The organism is Pararhizobium gei (assembly GCF_029223885.1).
Taxonomy (GTDB): domain Bacteria; phylum Pseudomonadota; class Alphaproteobacteria; order Rhizobiales; family Rhizobiaceae; genus Pararhizobium; species Pararhizobium gei.
In genome coordinates this window covers 756956-780737 of sequence record NZ_CP119409.1, presented here as the reverse complement: position 1 = coordinate 780737, position 23782 = coordinate 756956, and the positions used below count along the sequence as shown (strand labels likewise).

Here is a 23782-nt window from a genome sequence, read left to right as displayed (position 1 = left end):
ATAGCGCAGGCTTCACCGGTACATCAGAGGAAACTCAACACGCCGTAGGGGTGCTTAACGACTCTAGTCAACAAACACTTCAGACCGATGATAGGCCATATAACTTTGCTGTTGTCTGGCAAAGCCGTACGTTGACCAAGCTGTCGGCGCTTCTGCGAAGCCAAAACGATCCATAACCAGTTTATCGAAACCTAACCGAAGTAAATCGGATTTGTCTACGCGAGGTGAAACAAGAACCTCTCCCTCATCCGCGAAGCTGATAAATCCTCTGTCAAAAAGAAGATCTGCGTCGGGTGTAAGCATCAACCCATTGTTGCCATCTAATCGTTCTTGTGCAGAGCTACAGAGACGCCAAGGCTTTATGTGACTGGCAATTAGCAATGTGGGATTCGTGATTCCGGTTAATCGGCACGACCTTTCAAGGCTCTCAACGTTTGCACGGAAAACGCCTTGCCCACGTCGCGCTAGAATACTGCTTCTCCTTACGGTGTCTTCTAGCTCCAGATCGCTGGCTATAAGCTTCTCAACGGCATCCTCCAGGAGTTCAATCACAACTTCGTAATTTAGGCTGTTCGACCTGCCGCGTTGTAACATCTGCGAATTGAATGAAGTTGCGGCCGTCAGAATCCGAAAAATTGATTCTGAAATTCCTGCCAGATAAGCCTTTTGGTTCCCGCCGCCTGTTACCGGGTTAAGCGGTGAGTAGCGCGTTGGCAAATGAGGTCTGATTTTATCCAAAAAGTCTCGTGGACGAACGCTCGACGATAGTCGAACCCAGCGGACTGGCAGGAGCCATCCTTCACTGGCCCAGTATGCACCTGCAACCCCGAACTCTTCCGGTTTTGGAGCGGTGAAAGCAAACTCGGCAACGCTTCCGACATATTTGATGGTCTGATCTGCGTAGGAGAGAATTAGGTCGCCAGGCGATGCACGGCGCATATTATTATAGAATTCGCTCCGCGCTCCATTTCCTTCGGTCTTTGGCGACCAAAGGTATTGACCCTCAATCTCTTGCCTAAACGTCTGCTTATGATTTACCCACCAGTATTTGGTCATCGACCACCGCATTTTTACTAAATCAACTAATCCCAATTACGTCTTGTTGATCACTCGGAATTACGCGGCTAAATTTGCGGGTGCGCAAGTTATGCAAATCGGATCATATGGTGAGCAATCGGCAAGATGAATCATCGCTTTTGCCGCAATGGCTCTTGCAACCGGCACCGGAACAGCATTCCCAACCTGTTCATACTGTTTACCAAGGTTAGTGCCATAAAACCTGAAGCTATCTGGAAAGCCCTGCAGCCTAGCGGCCTCTCGAACTGAGATTGTTCGGTTCTCGGTTGGGTGGATGTACGCGCCCCAGTGGGGGTCACATTTAGTAAGAATTGTCGAGGCGAGGCCCGCTTGGGCAAGGCGTCCGTAACGCTTGGTATGGTCGCAAAGCTTCGCTCGTTGCATGCCAGCCGGCAAAAGGTCCCTGGGGACATCGCGCCAGTTGCCTCCCTGCGGGACGTATACAAGTCGTTTAAGATTCACTTCAGTGAGCGCGTGACATACATGGTTATATACTCGCCTAACGCCTTTACGAGCCTCACGCTGAAATTGAGATAAAGATTTTATCCCGCTGCGACGTACAATTTCCTGCCCGCCACCGTTTTCTAGGGACGGAAGATCACCTATAGCATTTTGCACGGTCACAAAACGTTTCAGCTGCTTTTGGCTTTTTGGCTTTGCCGTTGTGATTTTCGCACTTGCAGATGCATGGGTTGGAAGCGGTATCATGTCAGCCGCGGATCCGACTCTGCTTGCGACAATGAAGACACGACGTCTTATTTGCGGTGTACCAAATTCTTCAGCCGACAACACCTTTACTTCGACTAAATATTGAAGTGCTTCAAGCGATGCCCTTATCTCAGCTATGACCTGCCCATCGCCTATGGTCAGGATGCCAGGAACGTTTTCCATCACCAGAGTTTTCGGCAATAGTCCACGGACAAGTCGCAGATAATGTTCAAACAGACGGGCGCGCTCGTCTTTTTCCGATCGATGGTGATTATTATAGCTAAAAGACTGGCATGGTGGACCGCCGATAAGACAATCTAGCCCACCTGGCTTAATTTCACAGTTTGCCAGAACCATTTCGGTCGTTAGCGCCGATATTGGCCCTTCAAAAAAAACTGATTCTTTAAAATTCAGACGGAAGGTGGATCCAGCGTCTCGATTTAGATCATTGCCACCTATGATATTCCAGCCTGCCTGCCGAAATCCCACGGCTAAACCACCGGCACCGGCGAACAGATCGAGGCAAGTTGGCAGTCCACCTTTTGCGGGTTTAGACGCAGGATAGATCTTTATTGTCTGCGATACAGTTGATCTCTGCGCGTCCACAAGCCCTCCCGACACCCCGACGTCAGGCGAATCGCCTTTCGGAATAGAACATAATCAGAACATTTGCAAGCCATTATAATTTTAAATGGTTGCCAAAGCGTAAACGAAGCCTTCTTGACACGATTGCCGTCGCTTGCTATAGCTTGCTGTAGCAAGTAGCAAATAGCGAAAGGAACGACCGTGAACGTTACCAATCTGATATCAAAGACAAAACGATATATCGAACGAATTGGCGGGCGTGACTGGGATTTGGAAGAGGCAGAACTCGACGTCTACAGCGACGTTACACTCTGGCCCGACAACCCCCGTCTACAGAATCTTCTCGCCCCTGCTGGCGTTAAGTCTGAGCCGCAAATGGAAGCCGCTCTGCAGGGATCTCGTGGTTACGACACCCTTCTTAAATCTATTGACGACATTGGGCAGATGGAGCCGATTTACGTTCAGAGGACAGACGCGGACGCAAAAGCGCTTGTATTGGAAGGCGCTACTCGACTTACCATTTTTCGCCAACTCGATCGCAAGTACAGCAAGGGTCTGAAAGAGGGAAAATTTCGCCGCATTCGGGTAAAACTTTTGCCGCCCGAGTTCGGTGAACGCGAGCGCACTATATTGTTGGCCCGCATTCACGTGCGCGGCACCGGCGTCCGCGATTGGGGCCGCTACATCGAAGCGAAATTCATCTACGACGCCGTCGTCGGCACGCCGAAAGCCGGAGCATTGATGAACGTTACAGAAATGGCGCAGCATATGGAGAAGTCGGTCTCCTGGGTGCAGCGACTGCGAGACGCCTATACCTTTGCGCATGCATATGTTGAATACGTTGATCAGGAAGGCGGTGCCGGCGAGAGAGTCGCGGCCGAAAAGTTCAGTGTGCTTGAGGAGATCAGCAAAGCTCGCGTAATAGGGTCGCAACTCCGAGAATATGGAAATACGAACTTTGACGGTTTGCGCGCCGACGTGTTCGACATGGTTCAGAACGAGGCCTTCAACGAATATCGCGACGCCCGTTTCCTTAAAGAATTTTACGATGACCCGGAAAAATGGGATCAGCTTAAGTCAGGCGAAAAACATGTCGCCACGCGACTTGCACTAGAAATCAAATCCAACGCCAGCAGTGTCAAGGCTAAGATTGCAGGTTTAGTGCAGCAGGTACGGCGTTCGCTCGATCGGGGCGAAGGCGATTTAGCAGATGAGGAGATCGGATTGCTCCATGAAGCAGCAACGCTGATCGAGGACGCTGTTCATCCTGGAGTACGCCCCTTCAGAGTTGCTTTAAAGAAGGCGACGTCCGCGCTTAATGATGTAAGTCGCTCCGACATTTTGGCTCTAAGCCAGTCAGAAGTCTCCGAGTTCAGGGATTCCGTCGGATACCTGGAGCAGATGCTTCAGCAGCATCTCAAGGTGGAATAGTAATGAATCTACAACTGATGCAACACCAAGAGGAAGGGGTTGCTTTCCTGACTAGGGAACGCGCTGGACTTCTTGCGTTCGAGCAAGGTCTAGGAAAGACGCTCGTCGCAATCGATGCCTTTCGACGTCTTTTTCTCGCGGGCACTGTGGATAGGATGCTCGTTATCTGCCCGAATTCTTTGAAGCGCAACTGGGTGGCCGAGATCGAAAAATTTGCCCCAAATTTGACGGTGGAGATTGCGGAAGGGAGCCCTCGTTTGAGGCGGAGGGCTTTCGCCGCGTCACCTGCGAAAGTGATTGTGACAAGTTATGAGACTGCTCGCGTTGAAGTGACCGCGATTCTTGGTCTACTTGCTACTCACAAGACGGTGCTGACTCTTGATGAATCGCATGCGGCGAAGAACTGGCGATCCCTAACCTCAGCAGCTATGCGTCATTTTGCACCTCATGTGAAATATCGCTGGCTGCTTTCCGGCACCCCGGTTACCAACTCGCCAACAGATTTGTTTACTCAAGTGGAAATAATCGCACCGGGTAGCCGTGCGCTCGGTTCTATAGAATCTTTCGTTCAACGAATCGAGGACGATCCGGAAGCCAAATTTGCGAGGCCTGTTTTTGACCAAGTCCTGCTACGCCGGACCAAGGAACAGTGTCTCGACCTGCCGGAGAAATCTTTCAGCGACATTGTGGTGGAACTTCCTGCATGGCAGCGGAAACTATATGACGAAATGCGAGAGCAGATGGTCAGCACCGTTAGGAACATGTCAGGCGAGCAATATCAGGCATTCGCTTCTACGGCGCTCGTCCAACTTATGCGCCTTAGTCAGCTTGCTAGCAATCCTGCCCTCCTCATGCCTGAAACGGGGGAAACGCCAGCAAAATTCGATATTTTGGACGGCCTAGTCTCGGACATTCTTTCAGTACCCGCACGAAAGATTATTATATGGTCTACTTATGTACGAAATGTTGAGGCTCTTTCCGCGCGCTACTCGCAACATGGCGCGGTTTCCATATACGGCGGCGTCGAAGCTACCGAGCGGCAAGAGGTAGCGGCACGCTTTCAAAACGATCCCAAGACTCGAATTTTGATCGCCAATGCGGCGGCGGCAGGCACGGGCTTTACGCTAACTGCAGCGAGCTTCACAATTTATGAGTCCATGTCTTGGCGTTACGATCACTACGCCCAAAGTCAGGACCGCAACCACCGCATCGGCCAGACGCTACCTGTCAGTTACCTTAGGTTAATTGCCGCCGATACTATCGATGAGGCTGTCGCGAAAGCGCTGGAGAGAAAGGCTGGCATGGCCCGAAGCCTACTATCTGATGCCGACGCCCCTAAAGCCCTGTCTCGACTTTCGCCTCAGGAAATGTGCGATTTAATTTCAAAAAATCAGCTTCCTGAAACCTACCTAAAAGAGCTTGCTGCCGATGGCTGACAATAATCTTATCCTCTACACCACGGAAGACGGTCGTAGCCGGATCGAATTACGCGCGATTGATGGAACGGCATGGATGACACAAGCCCAGATGGCCGAGTTGTTTCAGACGTCCCCACAAGCGATAACCCAGCAAATTGGAAGTATTTACGAAGAGCAGGAGCTAAGCGAAGAGGCAACTTGTAAGGAACTCTTACAGGTTCGAACCGAAGGGAATCGTACGGTTTCCCGCGCTTTAAAGCACTACAATCTCGATATGATCCTCGCCGTTGGATACCGCGTTCGGTCTGCGCGGGGAGTCCAGTTCCGCCGGTGGGCCACGACGACACTGACCGAGTACCTGATCAAAGGATTTGCAATTGACGACGCGCGGCTAAAGCAGCCGGATTATGATTATTTCGACGAGCTGATTGAGCGCATCCGCGACATCCGTGCGTCGGAAGCTCGCTTCTATCAGAAAGTGCGGGATATCCTGGCGCTCAGCGAGGATTACGATCCTAGCTCTAAATCCGTGAATACGTTCTATGCGACCATCCAGAACAAAATGCTGCACGCGATCACTAGCCATACCGCCGCCGAACTGATTGTCGCCCGCGCTGATGCCGCTGCACCAAATATGGGACTGACCTCATGGAAGGGGTCGCGAGTACGCAAGGGCGATGTCGTGACCGCGAAGAATTATCTCGCTCAGCCAGAGATTTCAGAACTGAACCTCATCGTCACGATGTTTCTAGATACCGCCGATTTGCGCACCAGGCGTCGGCAGACCGTGCAGTTGGCTGAATGGGAAGGAATCCTTGACAACTTCTTGCGCTCCAATGAGCTAAACGTCCTAAAAAATGCCGGCTCTGTATCGCACAAAAAGGCTGTGGCTATTGCCGAGGCACGATACGAGAGTTTTGACGGGGGGCGCAAGGAAGCCGAACATTTAGCAGATGCCAAGACCGACGAGCTTGATGAATTGAAACGCATTGCCGACGGCGTAAAGAACAGCGGAAAACATAAGACTTGAGCGCGCGCTATCCGGGTGGCGTCTTTTACGGTTACGGACAGCGTCCATCGAGCTTGGAAATTTACGGCTTGGCTCTGAATGGTCGATCTACGGGATTCGTTAATTAAAGAAACTGCAATTTTGTTTATTAGTGATGGTCTCTAATTAAAGCCTGGAGACTAGCGGCACGGATAGGTCGTCATTTCAAGAATCGCCAATTCCCCGACAGCGTCGAGACAGCCGACTCCTCTCCCCGGCCCCTTTGGCAGAACCCGTTGATAGGGGGAGGTCCGGCATGGGCCGCTAAAATTACGGGTTAGTAGGGCAATGCCGGAAGTGTAGGGGGTTAGTAGCGTTACAGGGTGATAGGGGGTGCAACCGGGTGACACAATGTGCTATCGTTCAACCGCTGAAAGCGGAGTCGATCCAAAAGCTTGGCTAGTAGAATCCAACGCGGTGAAATCCTATCTAACGATCTGAAATCATTATGAAAAACAATTCGTAATGATGGGGTCGCAGGTTCGAGTCCTGCAAGCGGCACCAGATACAACATTCCCGACGATGCAATGCCAAAGACTGAAGCTACAAACCGGGAGTTGGATCCAGAATCTTGGCCGATTTCTGGTGGCCGAGGGCTTTGAGTGCGTAGGCGAATCCGCGTATCAAGCCCGGCGCAAGCGAGGGGCCTTATTTGTCCCGTCACCGGCATGATGCCGTGTTGAAAGGGACAATGACATGTCTGATATCCTCGATCATTCCGGCCAGCCGCGCGATGCGGCCATCGCGCTTTTCCTGCAGAACGACAATGGCGACCGGCTGACCGATATTCTCGTCGATGCGCTGGACGAAGCCTTTCGCATTCTTGCCGATGAAATGACCGACCGGTCCATGAACTGAACGGTTCTGCGGGCGATCGGACGTAGTTAATTTTTCATAAATATTTCGGCTCCAACCAGGGAACCCTTGCGGCGAATCGATCGTTGTTGCGGGACCTGGAGGAACCCAAATGTTTTTCAAGTTTTTGACGAGCCATGACGACGATGCCGATACCGGCACCTATGCTGACGGCGCCATCGAAGCGACGGACATCGATGTCATGTCACGGCCGCGCCGGTTGCGCGAGGATACCGCGCACCAGCGGGACTACGGTCATGACCGGGCTATCGCGCCAGCCGCGGCAGGCTTTGCCTGATTGGATGGAATTTCAGGCACGCGGCCTGAGCTTCATGTGGCGGTTGACGTCCTTGTAGAGAAGATAGCGAAATTTCCCCGGTCCGCCCGCATAGCAGGCCTGGGGGCAGAAAGCCCGCAGCCACATATAGTCGCCCGCCTCGACCTCGACCCAATCCTGGTTCAGCCGATAGACGGCCTTGCCTTCCAGCACATACAGGCCGTGTTCCATGACATGGGTTTCAGCGAAGGGAATGACGGCGCCCGGCTCGAATGTAACGATCGTCACATGCATGTCATGCCGCAAGTCGGCCGGATCGACGAAGCGGGTCGTCGCCCATTTCCCGTCCGTGCCGGGCATTGGCGTAGGTGCGATATCTGCCTCGTTCAGAAACAAGGGTTGCGGACGCTCCAGGCCATCGACGGCATCATAGGCTTTGCGAATCCAGTGGAACCGGACAGGATTTCCAGAACGATTTCGAGCTGTCCAGTCGCTGCCCGGCGGCAGAAAGGCATAACCGCCCGGTGTCATCCGATGTATTGCACCGTCCAGCATAACGGTCAGCTCGCCCTCCACGACAAACAAGACCCCCTCCGCCGAAGCGTCGGGTTCCGGCCGATCGCTGCCACCACCGGGCGCCAGTTCCATGATATATTGCGAGAAGGTCTCGGCAAAACCCGACAGCGGACGCGAAAGTACCCACAGCCGCGTGTTTTCCCAGAAGGGCAGAAAGCTCGTGACGATGTCCATCATCACCCCCTTGGGAATAACGGCATAAGCTTCCGTGAAGACTGCCCGATCCGTCAGAATCTGCGTCTGGGCGGGTGTGCCGCCGGTCGGGGCGTAGTAGCTGCGGTTCATTCAAATGTCCTGGACGTGACGACAAGGTGAGGTTGCGATCTGAGCGCGCCGCTGGGATCGATTCCTGTCGGGCGGATGCCATCCGTAGCGCAGACAAGCCGACAGATCACGCGAAAATTGCGCATCGTATCGCAGAGGTCCGGCATGACGGGTTCATCGAAAGACTCAAGCCGGCTTGATGATCGACGTCTCCGCGGCCTGCGCCGATACTTCGCGCATCCATTCGCGCCAGATCGCGACGAGCAGGGCCATCAGCACCGGCCCGACGAACAGGCCGAGAAAGCCCATGGTCTTCACACCGCCGACGAGACCGAAGAAAGTCGGGAGAAACGGCAGCTTGATTGGACCGCCAACCAGCCGCGGGCGAAGCGTCTTGTCGACGATGAAGAGCTCGACCGTTCCCCAGACGAACAATGCCAGGCCGGCGACGGACGATCCGCTTGCCACGAGATAGACAGAGACGAGCGTGAAGGACAAAGGCGCACCGCCGGGGATCAGCGCCATCAGGCCGGTGATGATGCCCAGCGTCACCGGCGACGGAACGCCAGCGAGCCAATAGGCAATCCCGAGGACAATGCCCTCGCCGATGGCGATGACGCCCATGCCTGTCACGGTGGAACTGATGGTCAGCGGCACGATGCGAGAGACCCGCTCCCATCGCATGGGGAAGATGCGCTCGCCGAGCTTGTCGAGCTGGCCGACCAGTTTTTCGCCGTCGCGATAAACGAAGAACAGCGTGATCAGCATGAACAGCAAGGTCAAAAAAGACGTGAAGGCCGAGGCGCCGACGACCAGAACACCGCGATAGATATTGCCGATATTGGAGCCGCTTACGAGTTGCACCAGTTCCCCGAGCGCACCGGGATGCCCCACATATTTGGCCCATTGCTGTCCGAGCCAGACACCGGCTGCAGGGATCTGCGTCAGCCAGAGCGGAACAGCCGCGCCGAAGCGGTTGGTCTCAATTGCCCAAGCGACCCAGCTGTGTACTTCATCGACGGCATAAACGGCGGCGACCGAAATAGGCACGACGATGAAGGAGATCACAAGAAGGGTCGCGATGGTGGCACCGAGCGTTCTGTTGCCGCCGATGAGCGCAAGAAGCCGGCGGTAGATTGGCCAGCTCGCGAAACCGATGACAAGGGCGGCCAGCACCGGTACCAGAAAGCCATGGAAAAAATAGACTCCGGCCAGAAGCACGAAGACAAGCAGCCAACGCGCTGCCGAGATGGGTCCTACCAGTGCCGAACGCTCATGGGCCGCCCGACCGAGGAGGCGCGGCTCCGGAGCCAGTTCGTTTCGTTCGCGATTTCTCGACTGCACCTAAGATTCCTCCGCAGACCGCTTCAGGATGACAGCAAAGCCGCCGGCATACCAGTCGTTTCGGCGTGCATGTCACTGCGCCATAGGTGAGTATGACGTGATGGTCAACACAAGGGAATGACAAGCCTCAATCAAGGCATTTTTATCGGCTGGCTTGGGCCGGCACCCTGTTGCCATCCAGCAAGACCGAGACAAGAAAGATACTGATGCCGGCGGCAGCCATGATGGCACCGACGAGACCGGTGGAGGTCCAGCCATACCCTGCAGCGATCGACAGGCCCCCAAGCCAGGCGCCGAGCGCGTTGGCCAAGTTGAAAGCGGAATGGCTCAAAGCTGCCGCCAAGGTCTGCGCTTCCCCGGCGACATCCATCAAACGCGTCTGGATGCCCGGCACCACCGCAAAGCCGCCGCCGATCAGCAATATGTTGATGACAGCCATCCAGGGCGTTGTCATGGTAAAGTAGAAGAGCACATACGCCGCCAGATTGAAGACGAGCGCGATGCCGATGGCCGGCAGAAGCGCCCAGTCGGCAAGGCGCGAACCGACGACATTGCCGAGGATCATGCCAGCTCCGAAGACCGAGAGCATCAGAGGAACGCTTGCCAGCGGAACACCGGCGACATCTGTCAGGGCGGGCGTGATATAGCTGAAGACGGCGAACATGCCGCCGCAGCCGATGGCGCAGATGCCGAGCGTCAGCCAGACCTGGCTCTTGCCGAGCGCACCCAGTTCCTTCAGCGGGCTCGCAGCCGGATTGGCCCTGTCCTTCGGCACATAGAACCATGTGAGGATTACGGTCATCACGCTGATGACTCCGACAATCCCGAAGGCGGCACGCCAGCCAAGCGCCTGCCCGAACCAGGCAGCAAGCGGCGTTCCGACAAGCGTCGCGACCGTCAGCCCCATCATGACCCGGCCAATGGCCCGCGCCCGCTGATGGGGCGCAACCATGCCGGCCGCGACAAGGGCCGCAACGCCGAAATAGGCGCCGTGCGGCAGGCCGGCCAGAAAGCGCGCGGCAACGAGCAGGCCGAAATTTCCGGCAATGGCGCTGGCGAGATTTCCAGCGGCAAAGAGACCCATCAGAGCGAGAAGGACCGAATGACGCGAATAACGGGCGGCCATGACGGCGATCAACGGCGCACCGACGACCACGCCGATTGCATAGGCGCTGATGACATGGCCGGCATAGGGCACCGACACCAGCATGTCGTCTGCCACCTGTGGAAGAAGCCCCATGATGGCGAATTCGCCGGTGCCAATACCGAAGCCACCAACCGCCAGCGCAAATTCGGCACTGGAGACACCACCCCACCGGGCGCCGGATGAAAGAGCGTGATCTGACATGCAGGACCTATCGGGAGAGCAGTGCTCGAACAGTTGAGGACCGGGAATGCGCTGGATGCACAGCGCGTATATTGCAATGCAATATACTGTTTCACCCGTGCCGCAAAGAATTGATTTTTGTATTCGGTACAAGGAGTCCAGCTGGCGGGCGGATCGGTATATATTGACGTGAACGTCAAAGTCATATAGCCGAAATGTGCTTGATGGGCGCGTGCAAAAGCCTCATCTTGTTGAAGCAGGCGATCGGGAGGGTCGTCGGCGAGATATGGCAGCAGCCGGCTAGCGTCCGGAAATCGTTGCAATATTCCACAGATGACCGCTGTGCCCTATGCGGCAACGCGTGTGCAGCAGCCAGGGAGAGAGACATGTCGGACACTGAAATTCAAAGGCCGGGTATCGATGGCGCCAAGCCTTGGCTCGCATCCTATCCTCCGGGAATGCCCGCCGAGATACCGCCTCTTGCCTTTCAGTCGATTGGCGACCTTTTCGACCATGCTTGCATCAGCCATGCCGAGCGCCCTGCCTTTACCTGCATGGGAAAAACACTGAGCTTTGCTGATGTCGAGTTCTACAGCCGGAAAATAGGGGCATGGCTCCAGACGACGGGCCTTGTCCGTGGCGATAGGGTCGCAGTCATGATGCCGAACATTCTGCAGAACCCGGTCATCGTGTTCGGCATTTTGCGGGCCGGTTACACCGTCGTCAACGTCAACCCGCTCTACACACCGAGAGAATTGGAATATCAGCTCAAAGATGCCGGTGCCAAAACCATTTTCGTGCTGGAGAATTTTGCCCATACCGTGGAGCAGGTCGCAGCCCGCACCGAACTGAAGCAGATCGTCGTGGCCACAATGGGCGACCTCCTGGGAGTTAAGGGCACGATCGTCAACATCGTCGTCCGCAAGGTGAAGAAACTTGTACCGGAATGGTCCCTTCCCGGACATGTGTCATTCAAGGCCGTCCTTGCGAGGGGCGCCGGCGCAACGCTCGACAAGCCCGACGTGAAGCGCAATGACGTCGCGTTTCTGCAGTATACCGGCGGAACGACAGGCGTTTCCAAGGGGGCGACGCTGACCCATTCCAACCTCATGTCGAACATGGACCAGATGGGGCTTTGGCTGGAATCGGCATTCCTCAATCGGAAACGGCCCGACCGGCTGGTCTTTCTATGCGCTCTGCCACTCTACCACATTTTCGCGTTGACGGTGAATGCGCTGATGGGCCTGAGAACCGGGGGGCAGAACATTCTCATTCCCAATCCCCGCGACATTCCGGCTTTCGTGAAGGAACTGGCGAAATACGAGGTCAATATCTTTCCCGGCCTCAACACGCTGTTCAATGCATTGATGAACAATGAAGCTTTCCAGAAGCTCGATTTTTCGTCCCTGGCCTTGACTTTCGGAGGTGGCATGGCCGTACAGCGTCCGGTTGCCGAGCGCTGGGAAAAAATGACGGGATGCCCCATTAAGGAAGGATATGGCCTTTCCGAAACGTCGCCGGTTGCAACCGCCAACAGGTTGGACGGGGCCGAATTCACCGGCACGATCGGCCTGCCGCTTCCCTCGACCGAAGTCGAAATTCGCGATGAGGATGGCCACAGCCTGCCCCTTGGCGACATCGGTGAGATCTGCATCCGCGGCCCGCAGGTGATGGCCGGTTATTGGCAGCGCCCTGAAGAGACGGCGCGCGCGATCTCGTCCGACGGATTTTTCCGATCGGGCGATATCGGTTTCATGAATGCAGAGGGCCTGATCAAGATCGTCGATCGCAAGAAGGACATGATCCTCGTCTCGGGCTTCAACGTCTTTCCGAACGAAATCGAGGAGGTGGCAATGACCCATGCAGGTGTGCTCGAATGCGCAGCGATCGGCGTCGCCGACCCACATTCCGGTGAGGCGGTAAAGCTTTTCGTCGTGAAAAAGGATGGAAGCCTGACCGAGGCAGACGTCAAGGCGCACTGCGCTGCCAACTTGACGAATTACAAACGACCCAAATTCGTGGAATTCCGCACGGAGCTGCCAAAGTCCAATGTCGGCAAGATTTTGCGCAAGGATTTGCGTGGATAGGCGCAGGTAATTTCCTTTGAAACCACGGTCTTTCCGGCTGCTGCCAGTCAAGACGGGCTTGATTTGCGCAGGGCAAAGCGACTAGCTATCGCAACCCTTCCGCAATGCAAGGAACCTTGCCATGACCGCACTCGTCGAACAGTTGAAGTCAACCGTTGCCGAAACCAAGGCCACCGACCTCCGGGCCGCTTTTGCCAGCGATCCCGATCGTTTCTCGAAATACAGCGTAACACTCGACGACATGCTGTTCGATTATTCGAAATGCGCCGTCAACGAAAGGGTTCTCACCGGCCTTGAGGCCATCGCCGAAGCGAGCAGGGTGACGGCAAAGCGCGATGCGATGTTTGCCGGGGAAATCATCAATATCACCGAGGGCCGGGCAGTGCTGCATACGGCACTGCGCAACCGGTCCAACACGCCGGTGCTTGTGGACGGCAGGGACGTCATGCCGGATGTCGATGCGGTGCTGGACGCGATGGGCGTTTTCTCCGAGGCAATCCGGGCCGGCACGCTGACCGGGGCGACCGGCAAGAAGATCACGGATGTCGTCAATATCGGCATTGGTGGCTCGGACCTTGGACCGGTGATGGCGACGCTGGCGCTGGCGCCCGAGCATGACGGCCCGCGGCTGCATTTCGTTTCCAACATCGACGGCGCCCATATCGCCGACACGCTGAAACTGCTCAATGCCGAGACCTCGCTGTTCATCGTCGCCTCGAAAACCTTCACCACGATTGAGACGATGACCAATGCAGCGACTGCTCGCGCCTTCATCGCCGGCAAGCTCGGCGAACCTGCCGTGCCCCACCACTTCTGCGCCGTCTCCACCGCGCTGGACAAGGTGGCCGCCTTTGGCATCGAAAGCGACCGGATCTTTGGCTTCTGGGATTGGGTCGGCGGTCGCTACTCGATCTGGTCGGCCATCGGCCTGCCGCTGATGATCGCCATCGGCAAGGAAAAATTCGAAGAGTTCCTGGCAGGCGCGCATTCGATCGACAACCATTTCCGCACGGCCCCCTTGCGTGAAAACATCCCGATGCTGCTCGGCCTCATCGGCTACTATCATCGCAACGTGCTCGGCTATGCCACGCGCGCCATCCTGCCCTATGATCAACGCCTTTCGCGTTTCCCGGCCTATCTTCAGCAGTTGGACATGGAATCCAACGGCAAGGGCGTAACACTCGACGGGACGCCGGTCGAAGGCAATTCCGGCCCGGTGGTCTGGGGTGAGCCCGGAACCAACGGGCAACACGCCTTTTACCAGCTGATCCATCAGGGGACGAGCGTTATCCCCGCCGAATTCATGATCGCTGCCAACGGCCATGAGCCGGAGCTGCGCCACCAGCACCAGTTGCTGATCGCCAACTGCCTGGCGCAATCGGAAGCACTGATGAAGGGCAGAACGCTGGAAGAAGCGAAGGCGCAGATGGCCGCGAAGGGCCAGGATGCCTCCTTCATCGACCGCATCGCGCCGCACCGCGTGTTTACCGGCAACCGGCCGTCCCTGACCTTCGTCTACGACCGGATGACGCCGTTCACCTTCGGCCGCCTGGTCGCGATCTACGAGCACCGCGTCTTTGTCGAGGGCGCTCTGTTCAACATCAACTCCTTCGACCAGTGGGGCGTGGAACTGGGCAAGGAACTCGCGACCGGTCTCCTGCCTGTTGTCGAAGGCAAGGAAAGCGCCGAAGGCCATGACAGCTCGACCGCCGGGCTGGTGGCTGCCCTGCTGAAAGCGGCCGAATGAACTCACGGCTCGTCTGAGGCATCCCGCACTGCCCCCAAACCACCCTCCTGGTGGAAACGATCAGCTGCGCAGGCCAGGGGCTTCCTGGCCGGTGCGCGCGACATATTCCGTATAGCCGCCGCCATACTGATGAATGCCGTCCGGCGTCAGCTCCAGGACGCGGTTGGAGAGTGCCGCGAGAAAATGCCGGTCATGGGAGACGAAGAGCATCGTGCCTTCGTACTCCGACAGGGCCTTGATCAGCATCTCCTTGGTGTCGAGATCCAGATGGTTGGTCGGCTCGTCGAGGACGAGCAGATTGGGTGGATCGAACAGCATTATCGCCATGACCAGCCGCGCCTTTTCCCCGCCTGAGAGGACCCGGCATCTCTTTTCCACGTCGTCGCCGGAAAAGCCGAAGCAGCCGGCAAGCGAGCGTAACGGCCCCTGGCCTGCCCGGGGAAATTCATGTTCCAGTGTTTCGAAGACGGTGCGCTCGCCATCCAGCAGATCCATGGCGTGCTGGGCAAAATAGCCCAACTTGACGCTGGCGCCGAGGGCGACGCTGCCCTTGTCCGGGTCGGTCGAGCCCGTCACCAGTTTCAGCAACGTCGATTTGCCGGCGCCATTGATGCCCATGATGCACCAGCGCTCCCGGCGCCGGACCATGAAGTCGAGGCCTTCATAGATGCTGCGGCTGCCATAGCTTTTATAGACGTTCTTCAGGTTGATCACGTCTTCGCCCGAGCGCGGTGCAGGCTGGAACTCGAAGGCGACGGTCTGGCGGCGCTTCGGCGGCTCGACGCGGTCGATCTTCTCCAATTTCTTGACGCGGCTCTGGACCTGCGAGGCATGCGAGGCGCGCGCCTTAAAGCGCTCGATGAACTTGATTTCCTTGGCCAGCATTGCCTGCTGCCGCTCGAACTGCGACTGCTGGTGCTTTTCGGCCAGCGCCCGCTGTTGCTCGTAAAAGGCATAGTCGCCGGAATAGGTGGTCAGCGACCCGCCGTCGATCTCGATGATCTTGGTGACGATGCGGTTCATGAACTCGCGGTCATGCGAGGTCATCAGCAAAGCGCCATCATAGCCCTGTAGAAACTCCTCAAGCCAGATCAGGCTTTCCAGATCAAGATGGTTGCTCGGCTCGTCCAGCAGCATGGCATCGGGCCGCATCAGCAGGATTCGGGCGAGCGCGACGCGCATCTTCCAGCCGCCGGACAGCTTGCCGACATCGCCGTCCATCATCTCCTGGCTGAAGCTCAGGCCCGCCAGCACCTCGCGCGCCCTGCCTTCCAGGGCATAACCATCCAGTTCCTCGTAGCGAGCCTGGACCTCGCCGTAGCGTTCGATGATCGCGTCCATCTCGTCCATGCGGTCGGGATCGGACATAGCGGCTTCAAGCTCATGCAATTCGGCGGCGACGACGCTGACCGGGCCGGCACCATCCATAACCTCGGCAACGGCACTGCGGCCTTCCATCTCGCCGACATCCTGGTTGAAATAGCCGATGGTCATTCCCTTGTCAGCGGAAACCTGGCCTTCGTCCGGCGTTTCCTCACCCGTGATCATCCGGAAAAGCGTCGTCTTTCCGGCGCCGTTGGGTCCGACGAGGCCGATCTTCTCGCCCCTGTTGAGCGCTGCGGAGGCCTCGATAAAGAGCAGCCGATGGCTGTTCTGCTTGCTGATATTGTCGATACGGATCATCTGTGCGCAAAATCCAGGGGGTTGCGGTGCCGGTGACGGCATGAGCCGCGGCCCCTACCTTAAATTCCGGGCATCGTAAATGGCGAAGGCACGCGGGAAGACGCCGGCCACGGCAATTTCATAGGCAACGGCGGTCGCTCAAAGTCCGATTTCATAGCTCCAGGGCGGATTGGCCCCTGCCCGGGAGACGGTGACGGAAGCGGCTTTGGCGCCGAGCGCAAGCGCATCGCGAACCGCGTCTTCGCTGAGCGTGGCGACGGCCTCCTTGGTCAGGAGATTGCTGCGCTTCAGCGAAGCCAGGATGCCCGCGTCGAACGTGTCGCCGGCACCGACCGTGTCTACGACAGTCACCTTCTCGCCCGGCACGGAGACTTTGCCGCGGCTGGTATAGCCATCGGCGCCGTCGGCACCCTTGGTGATGACGACGAGTTTGGGGCCGCGCTGCAGCCACTTGGCCACCAGTTCCTCATGCGTGCCCTCCTCGCCGAACCAGTCGAGATCCTCATCGGAGAACTTGACGATATCTGACATAGCGGCCATGCGCAGCATGCGTGCTTTGTGGGATGCCGCGTCCTTGATGAAGCCGGGGCGGATATTGGGGTCGAAGGAGATCACGCGCTTTTCATATTCGCGGGTCATCAATGCTTCGTAAGTCGAGCCGCACGGTTCTGGAATCAGGCTGATGGCGCCGAAATGCAGCGCCTCGCAGAAATCTCCGAGCGCCGGCAGGTCCTTCTGGGTGATCATCCGGCCCGCCGTGTTCTCGTCGAAGAAGGCATATGTCGCCGAGCCGTTGACCAGCTTGACGAAGGCGAGCGTGGTGTGCAGCGACAAGGTGGCGCAGGGGGCGAAATCGACATTGCTGGATTTCAGCGTTTCGCGCAGAACATCCCCGAACATATCGTCCGACAGGCCGGTGAAGAAACCTGTGGGTATGCCGAGCCGCCCAAGCGCAATTGCGGTGTTGAAGATGGCGCCGCCGGCATAGGGCGAGAACGCCGTTTCGCCTGATGTCGTCTGACGCGGCAGCATGTCGATCAGGGCTTCCCCACAGCAGATGATCATGACGGCTCTCTCCCCTTCAAAGACTTTATTTCAATCGATTTAAACAAAGTGCGACAGAATTTCCAGCGCCGTTTTCATGCGGGCTTTCAGGAACTGGCGAGAGCGCTGACGCCGCCATTGCGGCCGGACCATTCGAGCGGCGCATTGAGGAAGGCCTCGACCTCGGACAGCGTCTTTTCATCGAACAGTTTCCGCTCTTTCGCCACCGCCAGAACATCACGCCAGGTAGCGATATTCATGAGCGTGACACCCTTGTCCTTCATCTGTCCGCGCGCTTCCGGAAAGATGTCGTAGTAGAACAATGCGATGCCATGATCGACCAGGCCGCCGGCGGCGCGGATCGCATCGATGAACTTGAACATCGAACCGCCAGCCGTCGTCAGGTCCTCGATCACCAGCACGCGGGCGCCTTCCTGCATGTGGCCCTCGATCTGCGCGTTGCGGCCATGGCCCTTGGGAGCCTTGCGCACATAGATCATCGGCAGGGCCAGCCGCTCGGCCAGCATGGCGGCAAAGGGAATGCCCGCCGTCTCGCCCCCGGCAATCACGTCGAACTGCTCGAACCCTGCCTCGCGCAGTACGGTTGCGGCGGCAAAATCCATCACGGCCGAGCGGATGCGCGGATAGGAAATCAGCTTGCGGCAATCGATATAAACCGGGCTCGCCATGCCCGATGCCAGCTTGTAGGGCTTGTCCGCGCTGAAATGCACCGCTTTAATTTCCCAGAGCATCTTGGCTGTCAATTCGGCCATGACGGCGGGTTCTGTAAAAGGGATCTGGATCATTTCGGCTCCTGTCGCGTTACGGCATCCGAGAGCCGCCAATAGCAGCAAGGGGGCCGACTGGCCAGCGCGGCAGCGACAAATTATTCAGGCGCCCGGGAAATGGCGCAAGTGGACAGAATTTTAACCGGGGACCATCCTCGAGCGACATTGAGCCCTGTCGCCAGGACGGAAACCGACACCGCAGCGTAAACCCAAAAGGGACATCCATGCCGACTTTTTTCGCTATACAGCCGCTGGTCGCCCTGCTTGCCGGAATTCTGATCCTGGTCATGCCGCGACTGCTCAATTACGTCATCGCCATCTATCTGATCTTTATCGGCGTGACCGGCCTTTGGCCGCAGCTTCTGAGCGGCGCGACGCCTTAGAGCGCCGTTCGTCTGCGCTTAAAACCACGTGCCAGAATAGCGGGAACATCGAACGCGCCGAACGCCCTCCCCCTCATCTGCCCTTCGACCCTCTTCTCCCTGGCAGGGAGAAGAGGGCTTGGCTTCAATCCGTCTGGTTTTCCCCCTGCTGCTGGCAGAAGGTGATGCGGTTGCTGAACGGATCGGTCACGGCGACCTCGAGACCCCAAGGCGCCTTGTTCACGCCGGGCTTCATGTAGCGATAATCCTTGGCAGCCAGTTCCGCCTGCAAGCCAATGGCGTCGGCAATCCTTACGAAGACACGGGCGCCGGGGCTGGCGTCGCCTGCATGTTCGCTGAGATGCAGGATCATGCCCTCGCGGGAAACCTGGCAATAGAGCGGGAAATTATCGCCGAAGCGGTGTTCCCAGTCGAGTGTGAAGCCGAGAAAGCCGCAATAGAATTCCATCGCCTTGTCGACGTCGAAGATGCGGAAGATCGGAATCGGCGGCAGGATGCCGACCGGGCTATCCGGCTTTTTGGTCGGGTTCCCAGCCACATCAATGCGGGCCGAGAGAATATTCCACTGTTCGCAGCCGAACTGGTCGGCAACGATTTCAAGGGCTTCGCTGTGGGAAATTGTCGTATTGCGCTCGGCAAAGGCCTGTTTCAGCACTTTTGCCATGAGCTTGGCATCGCGAAAATCGCGCATTGTTCATCCTCCGGATGGCGACGAACAGGACGATCAGTGCCCGCTTTGCTGACCCGTTCGTCCCCGCCGCCAAATGGCCAAGGATGAGACTGGTTTGTCGAGGATGTATTCACCATGGGCGCTATCGCGCTGCGGGACGGCTGGCCACATCCGGCCAGTTCCATGATTAAGGGAAATGCCGTCGGCGATCAAGCGGCGGATCGACGCCTTGGATTACGCGATCGGCGAAGAGCCAAAGCGATTGCTGCTTTCCTGACTGGGCTGGATAGTGAAATAAAACAACGGGATCCAGCCCAAAATTGGGATCAAGACCAATAGCAGCCACCAGCCAGAGCGATCGATGTCATGCAAGCGCCGCACACTGAGAGCAAGTGCGGGCACCACCAGCGGCAACTCGAATATGGCTTGAAAAACTGGAAGCCCTGAAAACCAAGTCAAATCGATGAACAGCGGCAGCGGTATTGTTAATATGCAGAACAACTGGAACCACCAGAAGGCGGAACGGGAAGCGCGACCGGAAAAAGTTGCATAGTTGCCAAAGGCGCTACGTACTGCCTGCGTGAATGACATTCATCCGCTCCAATAGGAGAAATTACTAAGTGCACCCTTAGGCGCCGAGATTTCGAGAAGGCGATGGACCTTTGGGGATTGGATTTGAACCTCAGAAAACACCCCAGTGCAGCGGGAACATCGGGTCGAAGACGGTGACGGGACCGGCGCCGGTCTCGATCTTGTCGGGGAAGGTCACGGGCTCGGCTGCCTTGCGCAATGTGATCGTTTCCTCGTTGACCGGCAGGCCGTACCAGGCCGGGCCGTTGAGCGATGCGAAGGCTTCGAGCCTGTCGAGCGCGGCCTCCTGCTCGAACACATGGGCAAGGCAGTTCATCGTGTTGATCGAGGTATAGATGCCGGCGCAACCGCAGGCGCATTCCTTGAGCGGATCGACATGCGGGGCTGAATCTGTGCCGAGGAAGAACCTGCTGTCGCCGGAGGTGGCGGCGGCACGCAGTGCAAGACGGTGCAGCTCGCGCTTGGCGACCGGCAGGCAGTAATAATGCGGCTTGATGCCACCAACGAGGATTGCGTTGCGGTTGATGATCAGATGATGGGTGGTGATCGACCCGGCGAGATTGGCTTTCGACGCCTTGATATAGTCGATGCCGTCCTTAGTGGTGACATGCTCCATTGTCACCTTGAGCTCCGGCAGGCGCTTGCGCAGCGGGTCAAGAACGGTCTCGATGAACACCGCCTCGCGGTCGAAAATATCGACCTCCGGCGTCGTCACCTCGCCATGCACGCAGAGCGGCAGGCCAATCTTCGCCATGCGCTCCAGCACCGGCATGGCATTTTCGAAATTACGCACGCCGCCGTGGGAATTGGTCGTGGCGCCGGCCGGATAGAGCTTGACGGCCTTGATCAACCCGCTGGCATGGCCTTGCTCGACATCGTCGGGGTTGGTGCCCTCGGTGAGATAGAGCGTCATCAGCGGCTCGAAACGATCACCGGCCGGAAGGGCAGCCATGATGCGCTCGCGATAGGCCGTCGCTTCGGCTGTCGTCACCACCGGCGGAACGAGATTGGGCATGATGATGGCGCGGGCGAAATGGCGGCTGGTATCGCCGATCACACCTTTCAGCATCTCGCCATCGCGCAGATGCAGGTGCCAGTCATCAGGGCGGCGGATCGTCAATTCGGTGACCGGCTGTGGGCTCATGTTGATATCTCCAGACGCAAGCGTTGTGCGCATGGTTGAAGCCTGCGCTGACCGGAGGTTCCGATAGCATCAATCGGCCAGCGGAAACAATGGTGGATGGGTTGCTCAACGAGAAATCAGATACGGATTGCAAGGGCGCGCAACGATCTCTTCCTTCCCCCCTCGGGGGAAGAGGAAGCAAACCCAAGCAGATGTGGAATTGGCGGAGCTTACGCCTTATCGAAAATCTCGATCGAGATATCGGCTGGCCGCGAGCCATCGATGATCCGTTTTCCGTTCGGCAGATCGTTGCCATAGAGCTTCCACTCAATGCCCGCTTCATCGAGGCCGTAGTGAATCCAGCGCTGGCGCAAACGCTCCTCCAGCACCGCATAGGACGGGCCCACGAAGATCGTCAGGTCGAAGAGGGGTTTGAGCCGCGACCAGGGGGCTTCGTCAAGCAACAGGTAATTGCCTTCCGCCAGGATAATTCGGGTATACGCCGCGATCGGCCGCGCGGAGGCAATGGCGATTTCGCGGGAGCGGTCGAAGACGGGCACCAGCACCTCCTCGTCACCGCGGCGCACGGCCGTGACGATATCGAGGAAACCGCGGACATCGAAGGTTTCTGGCGCACCCTTGCGCTGCAACAGGCCGCGCTGTTCAAGGATGCCGTTGTCCATGTGGAAGCCGTCCATGGGCAGGACCACCGAGGTCTCGTCGCGGCGGGCGAATTCTTCGTGCAGGGCGTCCGCAAGCGTGGACTTGCCGGCCCCGGGAGGACCGGCGATGGCCGTGATGAAGCGGCGGGAACCCGCCGCCTTCTCCAGAATGCCGTCTGCGATGGCGGCAAGCGTCATCGTCATGCGGCAGCCGCCTCCGGCGGCACCTTGGCGCCCGTCATGAAGGCGACCGCATCCGACATCGTATAGTCCTTCGGGTTGATGACGCAGAGACGTTTCCCAAGCCGATGGATATGAATGCGGTCGGCGACTTCGAAGACATGCGGCATGTTGTGCGAGATCAGCACGATCGGCAGGCCGCGCTTGCGCACGTCGAGGATCAGTTCCAGAACCTTGCGGCTTTCCTTGACGCCAAGTGCTGCGGTTGGTTCATCGAGGATGATGACCTTGGACCCGAAGGCAGCGGCCCGGGCAACCGCGACGCCCTGACGCTGGCCGCCGGAGAGCGTTTCGACCGCCTGGTTGATGTTCTGGATCGTCATCAACCCGAGTTCCGACAGCTTGTCGCGGGCGATCTTGGCCATTTTCGGCCGGTCGAGCATCCGGAAGATCGAGCCCATCGGGCCGGGTTTTCGGATTTCGCGACCGAGGAACATGTTGTCGGCGATCGACAGCGCCGGCGACAGTGCGAGATTCTGGTAGACGGTCTCGATGCCGGCCTCGCGCGCCTGGAGCGGCGAGCGGAAGCTGACGACCTTGCCCTCGAGCCGGATTTCACCCTCGTCCGGATGGATAGCACCGGAGATGGCCTTGATCAGCGACGATTTTCCGGCACCGTTATCGCCGATCACGGCAAGGATCTCGCCTGGATAGAGATCGAAATCGGACTGGTCGAGCGCGGTGACGCGGCCGTAGCGCTTGACGATGCCCCTTGCAGTCAAGAGGGGTGCGGTGAGAAGAGGTTCCATCAGCCTGCTACCTTTCTGATCCACTGGTCGACACCGACGGCCGTGATGATGAGGACACCGGTCAACAGCACTTTCCATTGGGGATCGGCCCCGAGCATATTAAGTCCCATCGACACGACACCGACGATAAGGGCGCCGAACAGGGTGCCGAGGATGGAGCCGCGCCCGCCGAACAGCGAGATGCCGCCGATGACTGCAGCCGTAATGGCTTGAAGATTGTAGTCCGTCACCGCCCAGGAGGGCGAGATCGAACCGTTGCGGCCGATCGAGACCCAGGCCGCGAGCGCTGCGATGGCGCCGGCAAGCCCATAGACGCCGAGAAGCACCTTGTTCACCCGGATACCGGAGAGTTCGGCTGCTTCCGGGTCGTCGCCGACGGCATAGACGTGGCGTCCCCAGGCCGTGTGGTTCAGCGCATACCAGAGGGCGATCACCGTGATGACCATCATGATGACGCCGAGTGTGATGACGGCCGAACCGAGCTTGAGGCTGGTTCCGAACAAGCCGAGCAGTGGCGCCGAGGTCTCGATATCGGCACGGCGGATCGTCGCATTGGCGGAATAGATGAAATTCACGGCCATAACGATGTTCCAGGTGCCAAGCGTCACGATGAACGGCGGTAATTTCATTCTGGAAACAAGGAAGCCGTTGAGCAACCCGCAGAGCGTTCCGGTTACGAAGCCGGCGGCCACGGCAATCGGCGCCGGCATGCCGTAGGTCACGGCGCAATTGCCCATCACAACCGCTGAAAGCACCATAATGACACCGATCGACAGATCAATGCCCGCGGTCAGGATGACCAGTGTCTGCGCCGCGCCAAGGATCCCGACGACGGCGATCTGCTGCAGGATCAGCGTCAGGGTTCCCGCAGTAAAGAACCGCTCACCCTTCAGGACACCGAACACGATGATGGAAACTATGAGCACGATCGCCGGAATGGCGGCCGGTGTCGAATGCAGAAAATGCTGGATGCGCCGCAGAAGCGACTGATCCTCGAATGAAGCGACCGACTTGTCGCTCTGATCCAGCGTTTTTTCAAATTCCTGGATGCTTGACATCGCAAAACCCCTCCCAAGAGCACCGGCGTCCAGTGCCGGTTGTTGAA

General features: G+C 57.6%; 22 protein-coding genes. 8 read left to right on the top strand and 14 right to left on the bottom strand.

Translation table 11 applies throughout. From position 1 onward, the window contains the following. Nucleotides 1–63 precede the first annotated feature (63 nt). The gene (locus PY308_RS03650) at nt 64–1056 is read right to left on the bottom strand and encodes an HNH endonuclease (protein WP_275788216.1); all 993 of its coding nucleotides are present in this window, start codon (nt 1054–1056) and stop codon (nt 64–66) included. 60 nt (nt 1057–1116) lie between these two features. Further along, nucleotides 1117–2391, bottom strand: a complete 1275-nt coding sequence (locus PY308_RS03645; RefSeq protein WP_275788213.1) for a DNA cytosine methyltransferase — start codon at nt 2389–2391, stop codon at nt 1117–1119. 180 nt (nt 2392–2571) lie between these two features. On the opposite strand from PY308_RS03645, the gene PY308_RS03640 reads away from it, so the two are divergent. The 5 genes from PY308_RS03640 to PY308_RS03620 all read left to right on the top strand — a co-directional run bounded on the left by PY308_RS03640 (nt 2572) and on the right by PY308_RS03620 (nt 7420). After that, complete coding sequence (locus PY308_RS03640; RefSeq protein ID WP_275788211.1) at nt 2572–3801, top strand: hypothetical protein; 1230 nt, start codon at nt 2572–2574, stop codon at nt 3799–3801. Between the two features lie 2 nt (nt 3802–3803). Beyond that, nucleotides 3804–5237 carry a DEAD/DEAH box helicase gene (locus PY308_RS03635; RefSeq protein WP_275788208.1) on the top strand — a complete coding sequence of 478 codons (1434 nt, stop codon included), beginning with the start codon at nt 3804–3806 and terminating at the stop codon, nt 5235–5237. Then, nucleotides 5230–6249: a virulence RhuM family protein gene (locus tag PY308_RS03630; protein ID WP_275788205.1), complete on the top strand. Its 1020-nt coding sequence runs from the start codon at nt 5230–5232 to the stop codon at nt 6247–6249. Before PY308_RS03635 ends, PY308_RS03630 begins: the two co-directional genes overlap by 8 nt. 714 nt (nt 6250–6963) lie before the next feature. Beyond that, a complete protein-coding gene (locus tag PY308_RS03625) occupies nt 6964–7125 on the top strand; it encodes a hypothetical protein (protein ID WP_275788202.1) in 162 nt (53 codons plus the stop codon). 109 nt (nt 7126–7234) lie between these two features. Beyond that, nucleotides 7235–7420, top strand: coding sequence for a hypothetical protein (locus PY308_RS03620; RefSeq protein WP_275788199.1), 186 nt, complete (start codon nt 7235–7237; stop codon nt 7418–7420). Nucleotides 7421–7432: 12 nt separating this feature from the next. On the opposite strand, the gene PY308_RS03615 is transcribed toward PY308_RS03620, so the two are convergent. The 3 genes from PY308_RS03615 to PY308_RS03605 all read right to left on the bottom strand — a co-directional run bounded on the left by PY308_RS03615 (nt 7433) and on the right by PY308_RS03605 (nt 10931). Further along, nucleotides 7433–8260, bottom strand: a complete 828-nt coding sequence (locus tag PY308_RS03615) for a bifunctional allantoicase/(S)-ureidoglycine aminohydrolase (protein ID WP_275788197.1) — start codon at nt 8258–8260, stop codon at nt 7433–7435. A gap of 165 nt (nt 8261–8425) precedes the next feature. Further along, entirely contained in the window at nt 8426–9583 is a 1158-nt protein-coding gene (locus PY308_RS03610) for an AI-2E family transporter (RefSeq protein ID WP_275788196.1), read from the bottom strand. A 142-nt stretch (nt 9584–9725) separates the two neighbouring features. Continuing rightward, complete coding sequence (locus tag PY308_RS03605; RefSeq protein WP_275788194.1) at nt 9726–10931, bottom strand: MFS transporter; 1206 nt, start codon at nt 10929–10931, stop codon at nt 9726–9728. A 365-nt stretch (nt 10932–11296) separates the two neighbouring features. Here PY308_RS03605 and PY308_RS03600 point away from each other — a divergent pair, with 365 nt between their 5' ends. Further along, nucleotides 11297–12997, top strand: coding sequence for a long-chain-fatty-acid--CoA ligase (locus tag PY308_RS03600; RefSeq protein WP_275788193.1), 1701 nt, complete (start codon nt 11297–11299; stop codon nt 12995–12997). Between the two features lie 121 nt (nt 12998–13118). After that, the gene (gene pgi / locus PY308_RS03595) at nt 13119–14744 is read left to right on the top strand and encodes a glucose-6-phosphate isomerase (RefSeq protein WP_275788191.1); all 1626 of its coding nucleotides are present in this window, start codon (nt 13119–13121) and stop codon (nt 14742–14744) included. A gap of 60 nt (nt 14745–14804) precedes the next feature. Here the strand turns inward: pgi and abc-f are convergent, their stop codons facing one another. The 3 genes from abc-f to PY308_RS03580 all read right to left on the bottom strand — a co-directional run bounded on the left by abc-f (nt 14805) and on the right by PY308_RS03580 (nt 18277). Then, entirely contained in the window at nt 14805–16427 is a 1623-nt protein-coding gene (abc-f, locus tag PY308_RS03590) for a ribosomal protection-like ABC-F family protein (protein WP_275788189.1), read from the bottom strand. Nucleotides 16428–16565: 138 nt separating this feature from the next. Beyond that, nucleotides 16566–17492, bottom strand: coding sequence for a carbohydrate kinase family protein (locus tag PY308_RS03585; RefSeq protein ID WP_275788186.1), 927 nt, complete (start codon nt 17490–17492; stop codon nt 16566–16568). A gap of 86 nt (nt 17493–17578) precedes the next feature. After that, nucleotides 17579–18277 carry an orotate phosphoribosyltransferase gene (locus tag PY308_RS03580; RefSeq protein WP_275788184.1) on the bottom strand — a complete coding sequence of 233 codons (699 nt, stop codon included), beginning with the start codon at nt 18275–18277 and terminating at the stop codon, nt 17579–17581. A 206-nt stretch (nt 18278–18483) separates the two neighbouring features. On the opposite strand from PY308_RS03580, the gene PY308_RS03575 reads away from it, so the two are divergent. Next, entirely contained in the window at nt 18484–18642 is a 159-nt protein-coding gene (locus PY308_RS03575; RefSeq protein WP_275788182.1) for a DUF3096 domain-containing protein, read from the top strand. Nucleotides 18643–18766: 124 nt separating this feature from the next. On the opposite strand, the gene PY308_RS03570 is transcribed toward PY308_RS03575, so the two are convergent. The 6 genes from PY308_RS03570 to PY308_RS03545 form a co-directional block, all read right to left on the bottom strand. Next, nucleotides 18767–19333 carry a glyoxalase superfamily protein gene (locus tag PY308_RS03570; protein ID WP_275788179.1) on the bottom strand — a complete coding sequence of 189 codons (567 nt, stop codon included), beginning with the start codon at nt 19331–19333 and terminating at the stop codon, nt 18767–18769. Nucleotides 19334–19546: 213 nt separating this feature from the next. After that, complete coding sequence (locus PY308_RS03565) at nt 19547–19903, bottom strand: DUF805 domain-containing protein (RefSeq protein ID WP_275788177.1); 357 nt, start codon at nt 19901–19903, stop codon at nt 19547–19549. Between the two features lie 91 nt (nt 19904–19994). Then, on the bottom strand, nt 19995–21047 hold the full coding sequence (pyrC, locus tag PY308_RS03560) for a dihydroorotase (protein ID WP_275788175.1): 1053 nt from the start codon (nt 21045–21047) through the stop codon (nt 19995–19997). A 209-nt stretch (nt 21048–21256) separates the two neighbouring features. Next, nucleotides 21257–21886: a nucleoside triphosphate hydrolase gene (locus tag PY308_RS03555; RefSeq protein ID WP_434064236.1), complete on the bottom strand. Its 630-nt coding sequence runs from the start codon at nt 21884–21886 to the stop codon at nt 21257–21259. 2 nt (nt 21887–21888) lie between these two features. Then, on the bottom strand, nt 21889–22677 hold the full coding sequence (locus PY308_RS03550; RefSeq protein ID WP_275788171.1) for an ATP-binding cassette domain-containing protein: 789 nt from the start codon (nt 22675–22677) through the stop codon (nt 21889–21891). After that, nucleotides 22677–23735, bottom strand: a complete 1059-nt coding sequence (locus PY308_RS03545; RefSeq protein WP_275788169.1) for an ABC transporter permease — start codon at nt 23733–23735, stop codon at nt 22677–22679. The genes PY308_RS03550 and PY308_RS03545 overlap by 1 nt, the downstream gene beginning before the upstream one ends. Nucleotides 23736–23782 lie beyond the last annotated feature (47 nt).